General features: G+C 61.8%; 10 protein-coding genes and 1 pseudogene. 7 read left to right on the forward strand and 4 right to left on the reverse strand.

The annotated features are described in order from the left end of the window. The first annotated feature begins 23 nt into the window (after positions 1-23). From RE429_RS25930 to RE429_RS25945, 4 genes and pseudogenes are all read left to right on the forward strand, one after another. Positions 24-470, forward strand: a complete 447-nt coding sequence (locus RE429_RS25930; RefSeq protein ID WP_414474603.1) for a FixH family protein — start codon at positions 24-26, stop codon at positions 468-470. A 10-nt stretch (positions 471-480) separates the two neighbouring features. Further along, positions 481-1,743, forward strand: coding sequence for a cytochrome-c peroxidase (locus RE429_RS25935; RefSeq protein ID WP_414474604.1), 1,263 nt, complete (start codon positions 481-483; stop codon positions 1,741-1,743). A gap of 78 nt (positions 1,744-1,821) precedes the next feature. Further along, a pseudogene (locus RE429_RS25940) lies at positions 1,822-1,914 on the forward strand (hypothetical protein); the annotation flags it as partial. A gap of 594 nt (positions 1,915-2,508) precedes the next feature. After that, entirely contained in the window at positions 2,509-3,393 is an 885-nt protein-coding gene (locus tag RE429_RS25945; protein WP_414474605.1) for an AEC family transporter, read from the forward strand. Between the two features lie 2 nt (positions 3,394-3,395). Here the strand turns inward: RE429_RS25945 and RE429_RS25950 are convergent, their stop codons facing one another. The 4 genes from RE429_RS25950 to RE429_RS25965 form a co-directional block, all read right to left on the reverse strand. Next, on the reverse strand, positions 3,396-4,061 hold the full coding sequence (locus tag RE429_RS25950; protein WP_414474606.1) for a GntR family transcriptional regulator: 666 nt from the start codon (positions 4,059-4,061) through the stop codon (positions 3,396-3,398). A 39-nt stretch (positions 4,062-4,100) separates the two neighbouring features. After that, on the reverse strand, positions 4,101-7,046 hold the full coding sequence (locus RE429_RS25955; protein ID WP_414475935.1) for an FAD-binding and (Fe-S)-binding domain-containing protein: 2,946 nt from the start codon (positions 7,044-7,046) through the stop codon (positions 4,101-4,103). Between the two features lie 172 nt (positions 7,047-7,218). Then, positions 7,219-7,650, reverse strand: coding sequence for a GlcG/HbpS family heme-binding protein (locus RE429_RS25960; RefSeq protein ID WP_414475936.1), 432 nt, complete (start codon positions 7,648-7,650; stop codon positions 7,219-7,221). A gap of 101 nt (positions 7,651-7,751) precedes the next feature. After that, positions 7,752-8,945: a pyridoxal-phosphate-dependent aminotransferase family protein gene (locus tag RE429_RS25965; protein WP_414474607.1), complete on the reverse strand. Its 1,194-nt coding sequence runs from the start codon at positions 8,943-8,945 to the stop codon at positions 7,752-7,754. Positions 8,946-9,830: 885 nt separating this feature from the next. Here RE429_RS25965 and RE429_RS25970 point away from each other — a divergent pair. The 3 genes from RE429_RS25970 to RE429_RS25980 all read left to right on the forward strand — a co-directional run bounded on the left by RE429_RS25970 (position 9,831) and on the right by RE429_RS25980 (position 12,971). Then, positions 9,831-10,874: a Bug family tripartite tricarboxylate transporter substrate binding protein gene (locus RE429_RS25970; RefSeq protein WP_414474608.1), complete on the forward strand. Its 1,044-nt coding sequence runs from the start codon at positions 9,831-9,833 to the stop codon at positions 10,872-10,874. A gap of 73 nt (positions 10,875-10,947) precedes the next feature. Further along, positions 10,948-11,442 (forward strand): tripartite tricarboxylate transporter TctB family protein, encoded by a 495-nt coding sequence (locus RE429_RS25975; protein ID WP_414475937.1) that lies wholly within the window; start codon positions 10,948-10,950, stop codon positions 11,440-11,442. Between the two features lie 8 nt (positions 11,443-11,450). Continuing rightward, positions 11,451-12,971, forward strand: coding sequence for a tripartite tricarboxylate transporter permease (locus RE429_RS25980; RefSeq protein WP_414474609.1), 1,521 nt, complete (start codon positions 11,451-11,453; stop codon positions 12,969-12,971). Positions 12,972-13,207 lie beyond the last annotated feature (236 nt).

Raw genomic sequence — 13,207 nt, forward strand, 5'->3', positions numbered from 1 at the left:
ATGACGCCGTACAAGGATCCATCATGCCGACCCTCACCTCGCGCCGTGCGCTCCTGTTCGGCATTCCCGCACTCGTGCTCGCCGGCGGCATCGTCACCGCCGGCGCGATGATGCGATCCGTTCCCGACAACGTCGATCTGGCGCTCGACAAGCCTACGGCCGGGGGCCTCTATAAGACGGCCATCACGCCGGAGGCCACGCCCATCACGGTCGGTTCAATGCATGCCTGGACCGTGACGCTTCAGACGGCCGACGGCGCGCCGGTGAAGGCGGCAAAGATCGGGATCAACGGCGGCATGCCCCAGCACGGCCATGGCCTGCCGACATCACCCCAGGTGACGAAGGACCTCGGCGATGGCCGCTACCTGATCGAGGGCATGAAATTCAACATGCGCGGCTGGTGGACGCTCGACCTTGCCATCGACGGCCCCAAAGGGCCCGACACCGTCAGCTTCAACCTGGTACTCTGAGGAGGTTGCCATGCGCACGGAGGCCACCATTCTCGCATCGGTGTTGCTTGGCGGCGGCCTTCTGGCGGCCGGGCTGCAGGCCCTCTCCGCGCCCGACGCACGGTGGGGGGCGGAGGAGCGCGCCGTCATTCGATCACTCGCGTTGGATGCGCTGCCACCGCTGCCCAAGGACCCCTCGAATCGGGTCGCCGACGATCCCCAGGCCGCGGAGCTCGGCCGCGCTCTGTTCTTCGACACGCGATTGAGCGCCAATGGTAAGGTCGCGTGCGCCAGCTGCCACCTGCCCGGACGCCAGTTCCAGGACGACCAGCCGCTCGCACATGCCATCGGCACCACCACCCGGCGCACGATGCCGATTGCCGGTATGGCACACAGCCCGTTCCTGTTCTGGGATGGCCGCAAGGACAGTCTCTGGTCGCAGGCGCTGGGGCCACTTGAGAGCCCTGTCGAGCATGGCGGTAACCGCACGCAGCATGCCCGCCTGATCGCCGAGAGTTATCGCGCAACTTATGAGGCCGTATTCGGGCCTCTGCCCGACATGGTCCGTATGCCCCTCCATGCGGGGCCTGTCGCGGATCCAGACGCCGCCACCGAGCTGGAAGCGGCCAGAGCCTGGGAGGCAATGGCGGAGGCGGACCGCAAGAGGGTGAACCGGGTGTTCGCCAACATCGGCAAGGCGATTGCCGCCTTCGAGCGCAGGATCCAGCCGGCCCCGACGCGATTCGACGCTTATGCGTCTGCGCTCGGATCCGCCAATGGTGCCGAAATTCTCACTGACGACGAGATTGCCGGCCTGCGCCTGTTTATCGGCAGGGGCCAATGCGTCAACTGCCACAACGGCCCGCTGCTGACCGACAACCACTTCCACAACACGGGCGTCCCAGCGGCACCCGGGTTGCCGGAGGACCGGGGCCGGGCATCGGGTGCGAAGCTGGTGCGGGAGGATCCGTTCAACTGCCTCGGCCCCTACAGCGATGCGGGCGAGGGCGATTGCACGGAGCTGCGCTTCATGGCGGCGGACGGGCACGAACTCCTGCGCGCCTACAAGACTCCCTCGCTGAGAGGCGCTGCGAGCCGTCCGCCGTACATGCACGCCGGCCAGATCCGCACGCTGGCGGACGTGGTAGCGCACTACAGCGCCGCGCCGGAGGCCCCGGCCGGTCACAGCGAGCTCCGCCCGCTCATCCTGAGCGAGAGCGAGCGGCGGCAGTTGGTCGCCTTCCTTGCAACCCTCATCCCGAGACCGGACGACGAAAGCCGAAATGGCTTCTGACACAGGCTCCCTGGATGTGTTGGTCATCGGAGCGGGCTAGGCCGGTCTGCCGCCGGGTACCATCTTCGCAACAGCGGCTTCTCTCTCATGCTGTTGGACGCCAATGCCCGTGTCGGCGGATCTTGGCGGGAGCGCTATGACTGGCTCGTGCTGTTCACGATCCTTCGTTAGAGCGCGTTGACTGGCCTTGCTATGCCGGGGATCCCAACGGATACCCGACACGGGACGAAGTCGCCGCTTATCTCGCGCGCTATGCTGCATCCTTTCTCCTCCCGATCCTGCACGGACGAGTGGTCCGACTGGAAACCGCCAGCAGATACTCAAAGGGTAATGCGGGAGCCGTTCGAGCATCGGACGTGAAAAGTGGATTTGCACTTTTGGGATTGAATCCGATGCTCCCTTCCTGGAAAGAGCGCATCGTGCGAAAAACCGGTGCCCCTTCTTCGCACGATGCACCAGCATCGACATCCCGGTCAGCCGACAAAGGTCGCGAAGTCGTCTGATCACGGGCTCGTCATTGAAGGTGAATAAACCCGCTTATGATCCGGTAGCGCGGGCATTTACATGCTCTGGGATGTCTGACAATATTTGCGCATACCAAGGTTCGCATCACGCCATCCGTCGTTTTGAGGCCTGAACTCTCGCTCCTGCATCGGGATCTTCCATGCTCCGCCCTCTGCCGCACGCAGCCAGTCGGACAGTTCCGCAGTACCGTTCGTCGGGCTCTGCCCTTTCCGCTCGCTCGGTCGTGAGCCGGATATTCCTTTGCTCCTGCTGATCGCGTCAGTGGTTCTCCCGATCCTGATCACGGTCGGGGTCGGGTTCGTGTGGACGCGCCTGGGATACAAGCTGGAATCACGAGATCTGACGGCTCTCATTGCCGACGTAGCGACCCCCTGCCTCGTCGTCAGCACATTCCAGACGTCGCGTCTCTCGTTCGAGGCTTTTACGGCCGTTGCAGCGGCTGCCACAACCGCCATCGTCCTCTTTGCCTGCGCGGGAGCGCTGCTCCTGAGGGCCACGAGACTGCGCCTCCGGACGTTCCTGCCGTCCATCGCCTTTCCCAATGCCGGCAATCTCGGCCTCCCGCTCTCGCTCTACGCCTTCGGGCCCGAGGGACTGGGCTATGCCATTGCGTTCTTCTCGATCTCTTCGGTCGCCAACTACACGTTCGGCCAAGCCATTGCGGCCGGTAAGGCGAACTGGCGAGGATTGCTGCGCTTGCCGCTGCTCTATGCTGTTGCGATCGGAATCGCACTGTCCTTCTGGGGGATCGATCTGCCTGCGCCGATTGCCAAGACCCTTGCGTTGATCGGCAACCTGACGGTTCCCCTGATGCTGTTGATGCTGGGTGCCTCCTTGAGCCGATTGAAGGTGGCCTCATTTGGTCGCGCGGCTGCGGTTTCGGCATTTCGGATCGGGGGAGGGGCGCTGATCGGAATTCTGGTCGCAACGCTGTTCGATTTGTCCGGAGCCATGAAGGCCGTTCTGATCCTGCAATCAGCGAACCCTGTCGCGGTCTATAATTACCTGTTCGCTCAGCGCTGGAACAATGAGCCTGAGGAGGTGGCCGGCGTGGTCGTGCTGTCGACCGTAGCCTCGATCGTGACGGTCCCACTCCTCTTGGCCTGGCTGAGTTCTCCAGCCTAACATCAGGTATTTTCCCCGTAGGCGGCCAAGATGACTTCTTTTTTCCCGTAGATATGGTCGCGCATGAGCTTTGCGAGACGGTCGCTGTCGTGGGCTCTCAGAAGTTTGATCATCTGCTCGTGCTCAGTGACGGCCCTGCGCCATTGTTCGGGTGTCTTGTGGGCCGAGTAGCGGGTCCGTTGAATGCGTCCCGACAGATTCTCGTAAATCCCTTGCAGCGTCGCATTGCGGCTTGCCGTCATGATCGCCTCGTGAATCTGACGGTTGAGCGTAAAGTAGCCTGAGTGGTCCTTCTGCTTCCAAGCTGCGACCATCCGCTGATGTAGTCCCTCGATGACGGCAATCTCGGCATCGGTAATGCGTTTGCAGGCAAGGTCGGCAGCGGTGGCCTCAAGCCCCGCCACAACCTCGATCATCTCGTCGATTTCCTGGTTCGTGATGCTGGCAACGCGAGCGCCACGATTGGGCAACAGCTCGAGAAGTCCTTCCGTCGCCAGGATCTTGATCGCCTCGCGCAGCGGCGTGCGCGATATTCCGAAGCGCTCTGCGAGTTCAAGCTCATTCACCCGCGACTTCGGCTCAAGCTCGCCGGAGCGGATCAGGTCCCGCAGGCGCTCCGCCACCTCATCATGAAGGTAGCGACGGCTGATACTGAGAGAAGCTTCCATGGGGTCACCGAACCACTTGTTTGAGTCAGTATATCACGTTCATGGCGTGTTTAACCCCCTGTTTGCGAGCGCATTGTCGAGTACGCGGACGACGTGAGCCGCTTTGCGGCCGGCGCCATCGTAGATCTGATGGCGGCAGCTCGTACCGTCGGCAACCACGAGGTCATCGGCTCGGGCCGTGCGAACAGCCGGCAACAGCGACAGTTCCGCCATGGCGAAAGAGGTGTCAATCGTCGTGGCGCCATAGCCGAACGCCCCGGACATGCCACAGCAGCTCGACTCGATGGTTCGCACGTTGAGGCCAGGAACCTTGCGCAGGACGGCCTCGGTCGGTCCCATGATTCCAAACGCCTTCTGATGACAATGACCATGCAGGTGGGCGGTTCGCCGGCCTTGGTCCTTCAACGCCAGAGAGGCCGTACCGGTCTCCAGGTCCGTCGCCAGCACCTCCTCCAGCAGGAAGGCGGCTCTTGCCAGCGATTCGGCCTCCTCCTCGGGGAGCAGGGACGCAAATTCATCTCGGAAGGTCAGGAGGCAGGATGGCTCGAGGCCGATGACCCGGGCGCCCCGGGCAACATAAGGTGCAAGGGTGTCAAGGGAGCGCCTGGCTTCCTTGCGCGCATCGTCCACCAGTCCGGTGGAGAGATAGGTCCGGCCGCAGCAAAGAGGCCGTCCGCCTCCCGACGGCAGGACGTGATGCAGGCGATAGCCGGCCGCCGAAAGGACGCGTTCCGCAGCTTCCAGGTTCTCGCGCTCGAAATAGCGATTAAAGGTGTCACCGAAGAGAATGAGGTCACGGCCGTCACCGACCACGTCATCCGGCGACGCCACTTTGCCCGACTGCCTCCAGGGGCGGCGCCACTTCGGGAGCGTGCGCCGCGCGCTGAAACCGAGCCAGCGCTCCGTTGCCTTCGCGAGAAAGGGGAGCGAATCACGCAGATTGAGGAGCGGCGCGACGTGTGCGGCGAAGGGGGCGTAGCGGGGGAGGTGAGCGATCAGCCGCTCCTTGAGCGCAAGGCCGTGGCGCGCATGGTAGTGATGAAGAAACTCGATCTTCATTTTCGCCATATCGACGCCAGTGGGGCACTCGCGCTTGCAGCCCTTGCATGAAACGCACAGGTCGAGCGTCTCCTTCATCTCAGGAGAGGTAAACGCATCCGGTCCAAGCTGGCCCGATATGGCCAGGCGAAGGGAGTTGGCGCGACCACGGGTGACGTGTTGCTCCTGGCGGGTGACGCGGTAGGATGGGCACATTGTGCCGCTTAGCGTCTTCCGGCAGGTGCCGTTGTTGTTGCACATCTCGACGGCTTGGCCGAAGCTGCCCCATTCCGACCAATCGAGAGCTGTCGCAGCAGGCTCTACAGCATCATAATCAGGCGGGAAGCGCATCAGGCTGCGATCGTCCATGCGATAGGGCCGGACGATCTTTCTGGGATTGAGCTGGTTGGCCGGGTCGAATCCATCCTTGACGGTCTCGAACGCTTGGACCAGGCGGGTTCCGAACATGCGCTCGTGAAACTCGGAACGCGAGATGCCATCCCCGTGTTCGCCGGAATGGGAGCCTTTGAAACGCCGCACCAGGTCGCAGGCCTCTTCGGCGATGGCGCGCATGGACCTGATATCCGCTTCGTCCTTCATGTTGAGGATGGGGCGAACATGCAGGCAGCCGACAGAAGCATGCGCATACCAGGTTCCGCGAGTGCCCCGGCGCTCGAACAACGCCGTCACCGCATCCGTGTAATCGGCGAGATGCTCCAGCGGGACTGCGCAATCCTCGATGAAGGAGACGGGCTTTCCGTCTCCCTTCATAGACATCATGATGTTGAGGCAGGCTTCGCGGACCTCCCAGACCTGGCGCTGACGAGGCGGTTCGATGACCTCGACGACGGCATCTGGAAAACCATGATCCGCCATGCATTGGTCCAGGCGCTTCAAGTCCATCGTGAGCGCATCGAGGTCGTCGCCCGCGAACTCGACCAGAAGCAGACAGTTGGGCGTTCCGTTCGTGATGTCGGCAAGCGTTCGCCGAAAGAGGGGAATGTCGGCTCCGAGGACCAGGATGTTGTTGTCCACGAGCTCAACGGCGGTCGGGCCGAGGGCGACGAGGTGGCGGGTCGTCTCCATGGCCCCCCTGAAAGACGGGAAATGGCACACGCCCATGACCCGGTGCGTCGGGATCGTCGAGAGTTTCAGGGTCACGCCCGTCGTGACGGCAAGCGTGCCCTCGGAGCCGACGAGCAGGTGTGCCAGGTTAGGCTGTCCATGCAGCAATGCATCGAGGTTGTATCCGCCGACCCGGCGCTGCACTTTGGGGAACATGCGCTCGATTTCGTCACGCTCACGATGGGCGAGAGCGATCATCTCAGCCGACAGACGCGTTGCACGTTCGGATCCGGCGAGGCCGACGATATCGGCGGTGAACGCCTCTCCATCGGGCAGGAGAGCCGAAACGGCAAGGACGTTATCGACCATCTTGCCGTAGCGCAGGGACCGCGCGCCGCAAGAGTTGTTGCCGGTCATCCCGCCAATCGTGCAGCGACTTGCCGTCGAGGGTTCTACCGGAAAGAACAGGCCGTCAGCCTTGAGCTGCGCATTGAGATGCTCCAGCACGATTCCCGGTTCGACCGTGACGGTCCGGGCCTGGGGATCATAGGCGGTGATCGCATTGAAGGTCAGGCTGCAGTCCAGGATGAGCCCGGCTCCAATCGGTTGTCCGTTCTGGGATGTTCCGCCGCCGCGGGCGATGACCGGAACCCCATGTTCACGAGCGATCTTGAGGGTCGCCTCGATATCCGCAGGACCCTTCGGGAACACCACGCCGACGGGCATGACCTGGTACACCGAGGCGTCTGTCGCATACCTCCCGCGCGTGAAAGCGTCGAAGCCGACGCTTCCCTTGAGGGCTTTGGCGAGCTGCCGCTCCAGGCCTAGGTTTCGTCCGCGGGGCGATGCAGACGTGATAGGAGACGAGAAATTTCCCTGCATGGAATGACCAACTGCCGTCAAGGCGTTCCGAAGTTGCGTCTACCGAACACGGATTCGACGTTCGGTCTGAAGCCGTCCGGCGATGGGTGCTCAATTTCGGAGAAACTCCTGCAGGTGAGGATAATTCACTGCATGACCCGGCGTCGGATGGTGCGTTTTACCCGGGCGCCGCCTAGCCTGCATCCGGCTGCAAGGACACGGCGTTGATCGATACGACAGCGCATGCTTCATCGTTGTCGGAGGAATCGCCGGAGATCCCTACGGCGCCGAGGGTTTCGCCGGAGGAGTCTTTGATAAGAACGCCGCCCGGTACGGGAACGAGCGAGCCGCCCGCGATCGCATTGACGGCAGAAACAAAGTAGGGCTGCTCTTGGGCGCGGTTGAAGATCGCCCGTGAGCCGAGGCCAAGGCCCAAGGCTCCGAACGCCTTCCCGTGAGCGACCTTTTCCCTCAACAACGATGTGCCGTCCTGGGTCGCCGATGCCTTGGTGCTGCCCCTGCTGTCCAGAACCACGACGGCAAGCGGCTTCAGCCCGCGCCTGTCAGCTTCGTCGAGGGCGGCATTGATGATATCCTGGGCAACCTTCAGCGTCAGCATGGACAGCGCTCCGACATGCGTTTGTTCCTGAGTCTACAGTAACCGTTTCGAGGGATAGGACACGCTCGGCGTTTCCGCCGCTCGCAGTCCCTCAATCGGCAGATGCCCTATTCGGCGGCCTGCGCCGCAGGCCCGGCATTGCCACTCAGGTAATTCATGGCCGCCTCGACACCGCCGGAACGGTGGGGAATGCCGCACACGCGCAGACCCATTTCGACGCCGGTGAGCGCGCCCGTGACCATGAGATCGTGGAAATCGCCGAGATGGCCGACCCGGAAGACACGGTCGGCGAGGGGGCCGAGGCCATTGCCGAGGGACATGTTGAAGCGGGTCAGGATTTCCGCCCGCAGGTTGTCCGCAGAGTGCCCATCAGGAAGCCGCACTGCGGTCAATGACGACGAATACTCCGCCGGGTTTTGGCACTGGATATCAAGCCCCCAGTGACGTACGCAGCGCCGGGTTGCTTCGGCGGCGCGGTCGTGGCGGGCGAAGACGTTCTCGAGACCTTCTTCGTGCAGCATCCGGATCGCGACCTTCAGCCCCTGCAGCAGGTTCGTCGACGGGGTATACGGGAAGAAACCCTTCTCGTTGATGGCGAGCATGTCCTCCCAGTCCCAGAAAGAACGCGGGAGTTTTGCCTTCTTGGAAGCTGCGCGTGCTTTCTCGGAAATGGCGTTGAAGGACAGCCCCGGAGGAAGCATCAGGCCCTTCTGCGATCCGCCGACGGTCACGTCCACGCCCCACTCGTCGTGCCGAAAATCGATGGAGCCTAGGGACGAGATCGTGTCGACGAGGAGCAGGGCTGGATGGCCGGCGTTATCGATGGCGCGGCGCACGGCGGCGATGTTGGAGGTTACGCCTGTCGATGTCTCGTTGTGCACGACGGCAACGGCCTTGATCGTGTGGGCTTTGTCTTCAGCCAGTCGTGCCTCGATCGCATCGGCCCTCACGCCGGAGCGCCAGTCGCCCTCGATGAACTCCGCCTCGATCCCGAGCCGCTTGGCGATCTTGTTCCAGAGGGTCGAGAACCATCCCGTCTCGAACATCAGGACCTTGTCGCCGGGCGAGAGGGTATTGACGAGGGCGGCCTCCCAGGCGCCGGTGCCGGAGGCTGGATAGATGATCACCGGCTGGGCCGTCTTGAAGATCGAGCGGATGTCCGAGAGCACCTCCCGGCCGAGCTGGCCGAACTCCGGTCCACGATGATCGATGGTTGGTTTCGCGATGGCGGCGAGCACCGGCAGCGGAGTGTTGGTCGGCCCCGGAATCTGAAGAAAGTGCCGACCGGCCTGATAGCTCATGGGATCCTCCGCCAATGCGGGCTTCGTCGACCTGCCCGTTTGAATTCTGATTTATGTATTATGAATGCAAAAATGGTCGAGTCAATTCGTCGGCCGGAGAACCGCCGGATTCCTCCATGTCAGCCCGTCCGCTGAGATCGCCGTCCATAACGGACGATCTCGCGCCGGGTCGGTCTTTGCCGCTCGCCGGCGCTGCAAAGAGAGTAAATTGCTGCAATTCTGGTGATATTTCCTTGTTGGCGAGCGGCGCTGCCCGTATTCGCGTTTGCAAGCTCCGGCATCATGACGGTGCAGTCATTCGGAACCGGATGAAGCGCAGGTGGCCTTTGAATTCACGCATGAGCGTCCAATGCGACGACAATCTGCATGCTCATTCACAACACGACTGCTCCCGATCGAGGGCAGTCCCCATCATGCAACGGCGAGGCTCCATACGGAGCCTCGCCGTGTGACTTGCGAGAAAATGCAGAGGATCCGAATCGTCCGACTGAATTTCTGCCTGCGCACTCCTCGAGGATGGAAAGACGGGCTGGCACTGGCCTTGCGGCGTCATTGCGCAACAGGGCCCATGGAGCCCGGAGTCTGAATATTCCGAGTGCAGTGGTGCTTGCATCGAGGCTCTGGAGCCGATGCCGGTTGCCGCTCCTGGGTGTCTACGCCACGGGCGCGCTGAAGCCCAAAAGATGCTTTGTGAGACAGCGCTCGTCATGGGCAGCACCGAGGAACTGAAAACAAAATCGGCCATGCAGGACCAGCTTTGGGAGAAAAGGCTTGTCACATGCGCAATTTTGAATTCATAATTCCTTCAACAATAACAATAACTGCAAAGTCACCCAAAGAAGGTGGCGAGTGGGGAACGTAACGTTGCGTCCGCCACACCGGCGCATGCGCAAGGAGGAAAGTATGATCCCAAAGGGTATTGATGCGCCGCGCGCGCTCGGCATCTTCGCGTCCGCTGCCATGGCGCTGGCGCTGGGGAACGCGCCGGCATTGGCGCAGTCCGAGTGGAAACCTACCAAGCCGGTGGAGTTTATCGGCGCGGCCGGTCCGGGTGGCGGTACGGACATCTTTGCACGTGCAGTGCAAGTGGCGATCCAGAACAACCATCTGATCGACCAGCCGGTCCTGGTGTCGAACAAAGGCGGCGGCAGCGGAGCCGAGACTTTTGTTTATGTGAAGGCGGCCGAGGGGGATGGCCACAAGCTCGCATTCGGAACGTCGAACCTGTACACGCTTCCCATGGTTGCCAAAGTGGCGTTCAAGCACACGGACTTCATGCCCGTGGCCGCGATGGTGTTCGACGAGTTCGTCCTTTGGACGAAGGGCGACGCTCCATACAACGACTACAAATCCTACACCGCGGCCGCCAAGGACGCCAACGGCACCTTCAAGATGGCGGGGGCTCTGTCGAAGGATACGGACCAGACCCTCACCCGCTTGATCGAGAAGGATACAGGCGCGAAGTTTATCTATGTCCCCTTCAAAAGCGGTGGCGAGGCATCGGTCCAACTCACGGGCGGGCACGTACAGTCCCATGTCAACAATCCAAGCGAAAGCGTGGGCCACTGGAAGGCCGGCCAACTGAAGGCGCTTTGCGTGTTCTCAAAGGAACGCATGGCGTCGGGGCCGAAGGTTACGGAGACGCAGAGCTGGCACGAGATTCCGACCTGCAAGGAGCAGGGTGCGGGCATCGAGTCGTATCAGATGCCGCGCACGGTCGCGCTTCCGCCGGGCACGCCTCAGGCGGCCGTCGACTACTGGGCGGGCGTCCTGAAAAAGGTAACCGAAACTCCCGAGTGGAAGGATTACCTCGCCAAGACGGCACAGACGGGCCGCTTCATTGCCGGTGCCGAGCTCAAGACCTTCATCGATGAGGACGAGAAGCGCACCCGCAAGGTCTATGAAGAGGAAGGCTGGCTCGTGAACTGAACCGTCAGGTCCGTGTGAAAGGCACGGGCAGCAACCGTGCCTTTCATCCTTCAAACAGGAGGTTGGTTCGGTGATGAATGAACGGGCGCTCATATCGCGCACAAGCATGGAGGTGGCAACGGCGCTTGTCACCGGGATCGCCGGCGCAGCCGTTTTGTTGGGCGCCGTCGAGCACGACATCGGATGGGGAGACTCCGGGCCCGCATCAGGTTACTTCCCGTTCCGTATCGGCGTACTCATCGTCTTGGCGAGCCTCATCAATCTCGTCATCGCTCTCCGGCGCCGCAGCGCCGATCATTCCACCTTCGTCACGAATGTGCAGATGCGGAGCGTTCTTGCGTTCGGACTGCCGATCTTGGGTTTCGTAATCGTCTCGTCCTTTCTTGGTCTTTATGTCGGGACGATCCTTTACCTTGCACTCGTCATGATCTTCCAGGGGGGCTATCGCCCCGTTTACGCCATTGGATTCGCGCTCGCCGTTGCGGTCGCGATGCGGCTCTTATTTCCGATCTGGTTCAAGGTTCCCCTGCTGACGGGCCCGCTCGAAGCTCTGCTCGGGCTTTACTGAGGTGTTTCATGGCCAATATCGAGTCGCTATTCCATGGCTTTGCGGTTGCGCTGACGTTCCAGCACGTATTCTTGATGATGATCGGCGTGCTGCTCGGTATTCTGGTCGGCGTCCTGCCGGGGCTGGGAGCTCCGAACGGAGTGACGCTCCTGCTGCCTCTGACGTATTCGATGGATCCGGTTGGAGCCATCATCCTTCTCACCAGCATGTACTGGGGGGCCTTGTTCGGCGGCTCCACAACGTCGATTCTGTTCAACATTCCAGGCGAGCCGTCCTCCGTCGCGACAACCTTCGACGGGCATCCGATGGCCAAGCAGGGGCAGGCTATCCAAGCACTCTCCTTCGCTTTCCTGTCAGCCGGGTTCGGCGCAATGATGGGAGTTATCGTCACGACGCTTCTGTCTGGCTGGGTGACGAGCTTCGCGCTGCAGTTCTCATCGCCTGAGTTCTTTGCCGTCTACTTCCTGGCCTTCGCGAGCTTTGTCGGCCTGTCGAGCGCACAGCCCTCGAAGACGATCGTGTCCATTCTCCTGGGCTTCGCGCTCGCAACGGTCGGAATGGACACGATTTCCGGCAGTTTGAGACTCACCTTCGGGTTTGACGAACTGCTGCGCGGTATCAGCTTCCTGATCGTCGTGATCGGCCTCTTCGGGATCGGAGAACTTCTGCTCACGATGGAGGAGGGGCTCAAATTCGATGGTGTGAAGGCCAAGGTGAGCCTTGCTGGCGTCATGGAGACACTCGTCCAAATGCCGCGGTACTGGGTTGCACTGCTGCGGGGAAGCCTCGTCGGCGTCTGGATGGGGATCACGCCGGGCGGACCCACTGCGGCGTCGTTCATGAGCTATGGTCTGGCCAAGCGGTTCTCGCGGCGGCGTGACCGGTTCGGGACCGGTGAACCGGAGGGTATCATCGCGCCCGAAACGGCCGATCACGGTGCCGGCACAGCCGCCATGCTGCCGATGCTGGCGCTGGGCATTCCCGGTTCCGCCACCGCTGCCGTGATGATGGGCGGATTGATGATCTGGGGGCTCAATCCCGGACCCATGCTGTTCATCGAGAGGCCCGACTTCGTCTGGGGTCTCATCGCGTCGATGTATATCGGCAACGTCGTGGCCGTGATCCTTGTCCTTGCGACAGTGCCTCTCTTCGCGTCGATCCTGCGCATACCCTTCGCGATCATCGGTCCCCTGATCGTTGTGATCTGCTTCATCGGCGCCTGGACAGTTGCCTCATCGAAGCCCGATCTTTGGATTGCTTTCATCTTTGGTGTCGTCGGCTACGTGTTCAAGAAGCTCGATTACCCGATTGCCCCGCTCGTGCTCGCTCTTGTGCTCGGCGACAAGGCCGAGGATGCCTTCCGCCAGTCCATGCTGATGTCGCAGGGCAGCCTGAGCATCTTCGTCTCGAACCCGCTCGTGAGCACGATCACCATCCTGGCGACGCTCCTCCTGACTTGGCCGCTTCTGGCCAGGCTGATCAGGCGCGCGAACATACTGCGCCTTGGCCAAGTCAAGACAGTGAATTGATGGAAGAGGACATGCCGTCCCGGGTGACGGCTCGGAGCGGCATGCTGCCTGTCCTACAGAGCGGATTGCTCCTGCTATCTTCGATGCGCCGAGGGAGTACCACATAGAACCGGCGCCAACGCATCGCGGGAGATCATGCAGGGATTAGATCTCCGTTCTCATCGAAAAAGGCTCTTGTTGTTTGAGAAAGACGCCTTTTCTTCGCAAAACCGGCATCCACTTTTGCGGAAAAGGCT

The organism is Microvirga sp. M2 (assembly GCF_047497095.1).
Lineage (GTDB): Bacteria > Pseudomonadota > Alphaproteobacteria > Rhizobiales > Beijerinckiaceae > Microvirga.

Excerpts from the sequence above, each read along its gene's own strand:
- RE429_RS25930 (WP_414474603.1), top strand. The coding sequence starts at position 24 with ATGCCGACCCTCACCTCGCGCCGTGCGCTCCTGTTCGGCATTCCCGCA.
- RE429_RS25935 (WP_414474604.1), top strand. The coding sequence starts at position 481 with ATGCGCACGGAGGCCACCATTCTCGCATCGGTGTTGCTTGGCGGCGGC.
- RE429_RS25950 (WP_414474606.1), bottom strand. The coding sequence starts at position 4,061 with ATGGAAGCTTCTCTCAGTATCAGCCGTCGCTACCTTCATGATGAGGTG.
- RE429_RS25955 (WP_414475935.1), bottom strand. The coding sequence starts at position 7,046 with ATGCAGGGAAATTTCTCGTCTCCTATCACGTCTGCATCGCCCCGCGGA.
- RE429_RS25965 (WP_414474607.1), bottom strand. The coding sequence starts at position 8,945 with ATGAGCTATCAGGCCGGTCGGCACTTTCTTCAGATTCCGGGGCCGACC.
- RE429_RS25970 (WP_414474608.1), top strand. The coding sequence starts at position 9,831 with ATGCGCAAGGAGGAAAGTATGATCCCAAAGGGTATTGATGCGCCGCGC.
- RE429_RS25975 (WP_414475937.1), top strand. The coding sequence starts at position 10,948 with ATGAATGAACGGGCGCTCATATCGCGCACAAGCATGGAGGTGGCAACG.
- RE429_RS25980 (WP_414474609.1), top strand. The coding sequence starts at position 11,451 with ATGGCCAATATCGAGTCGCTATTCCATGGCTTTGCGGTTGCGCTGACG.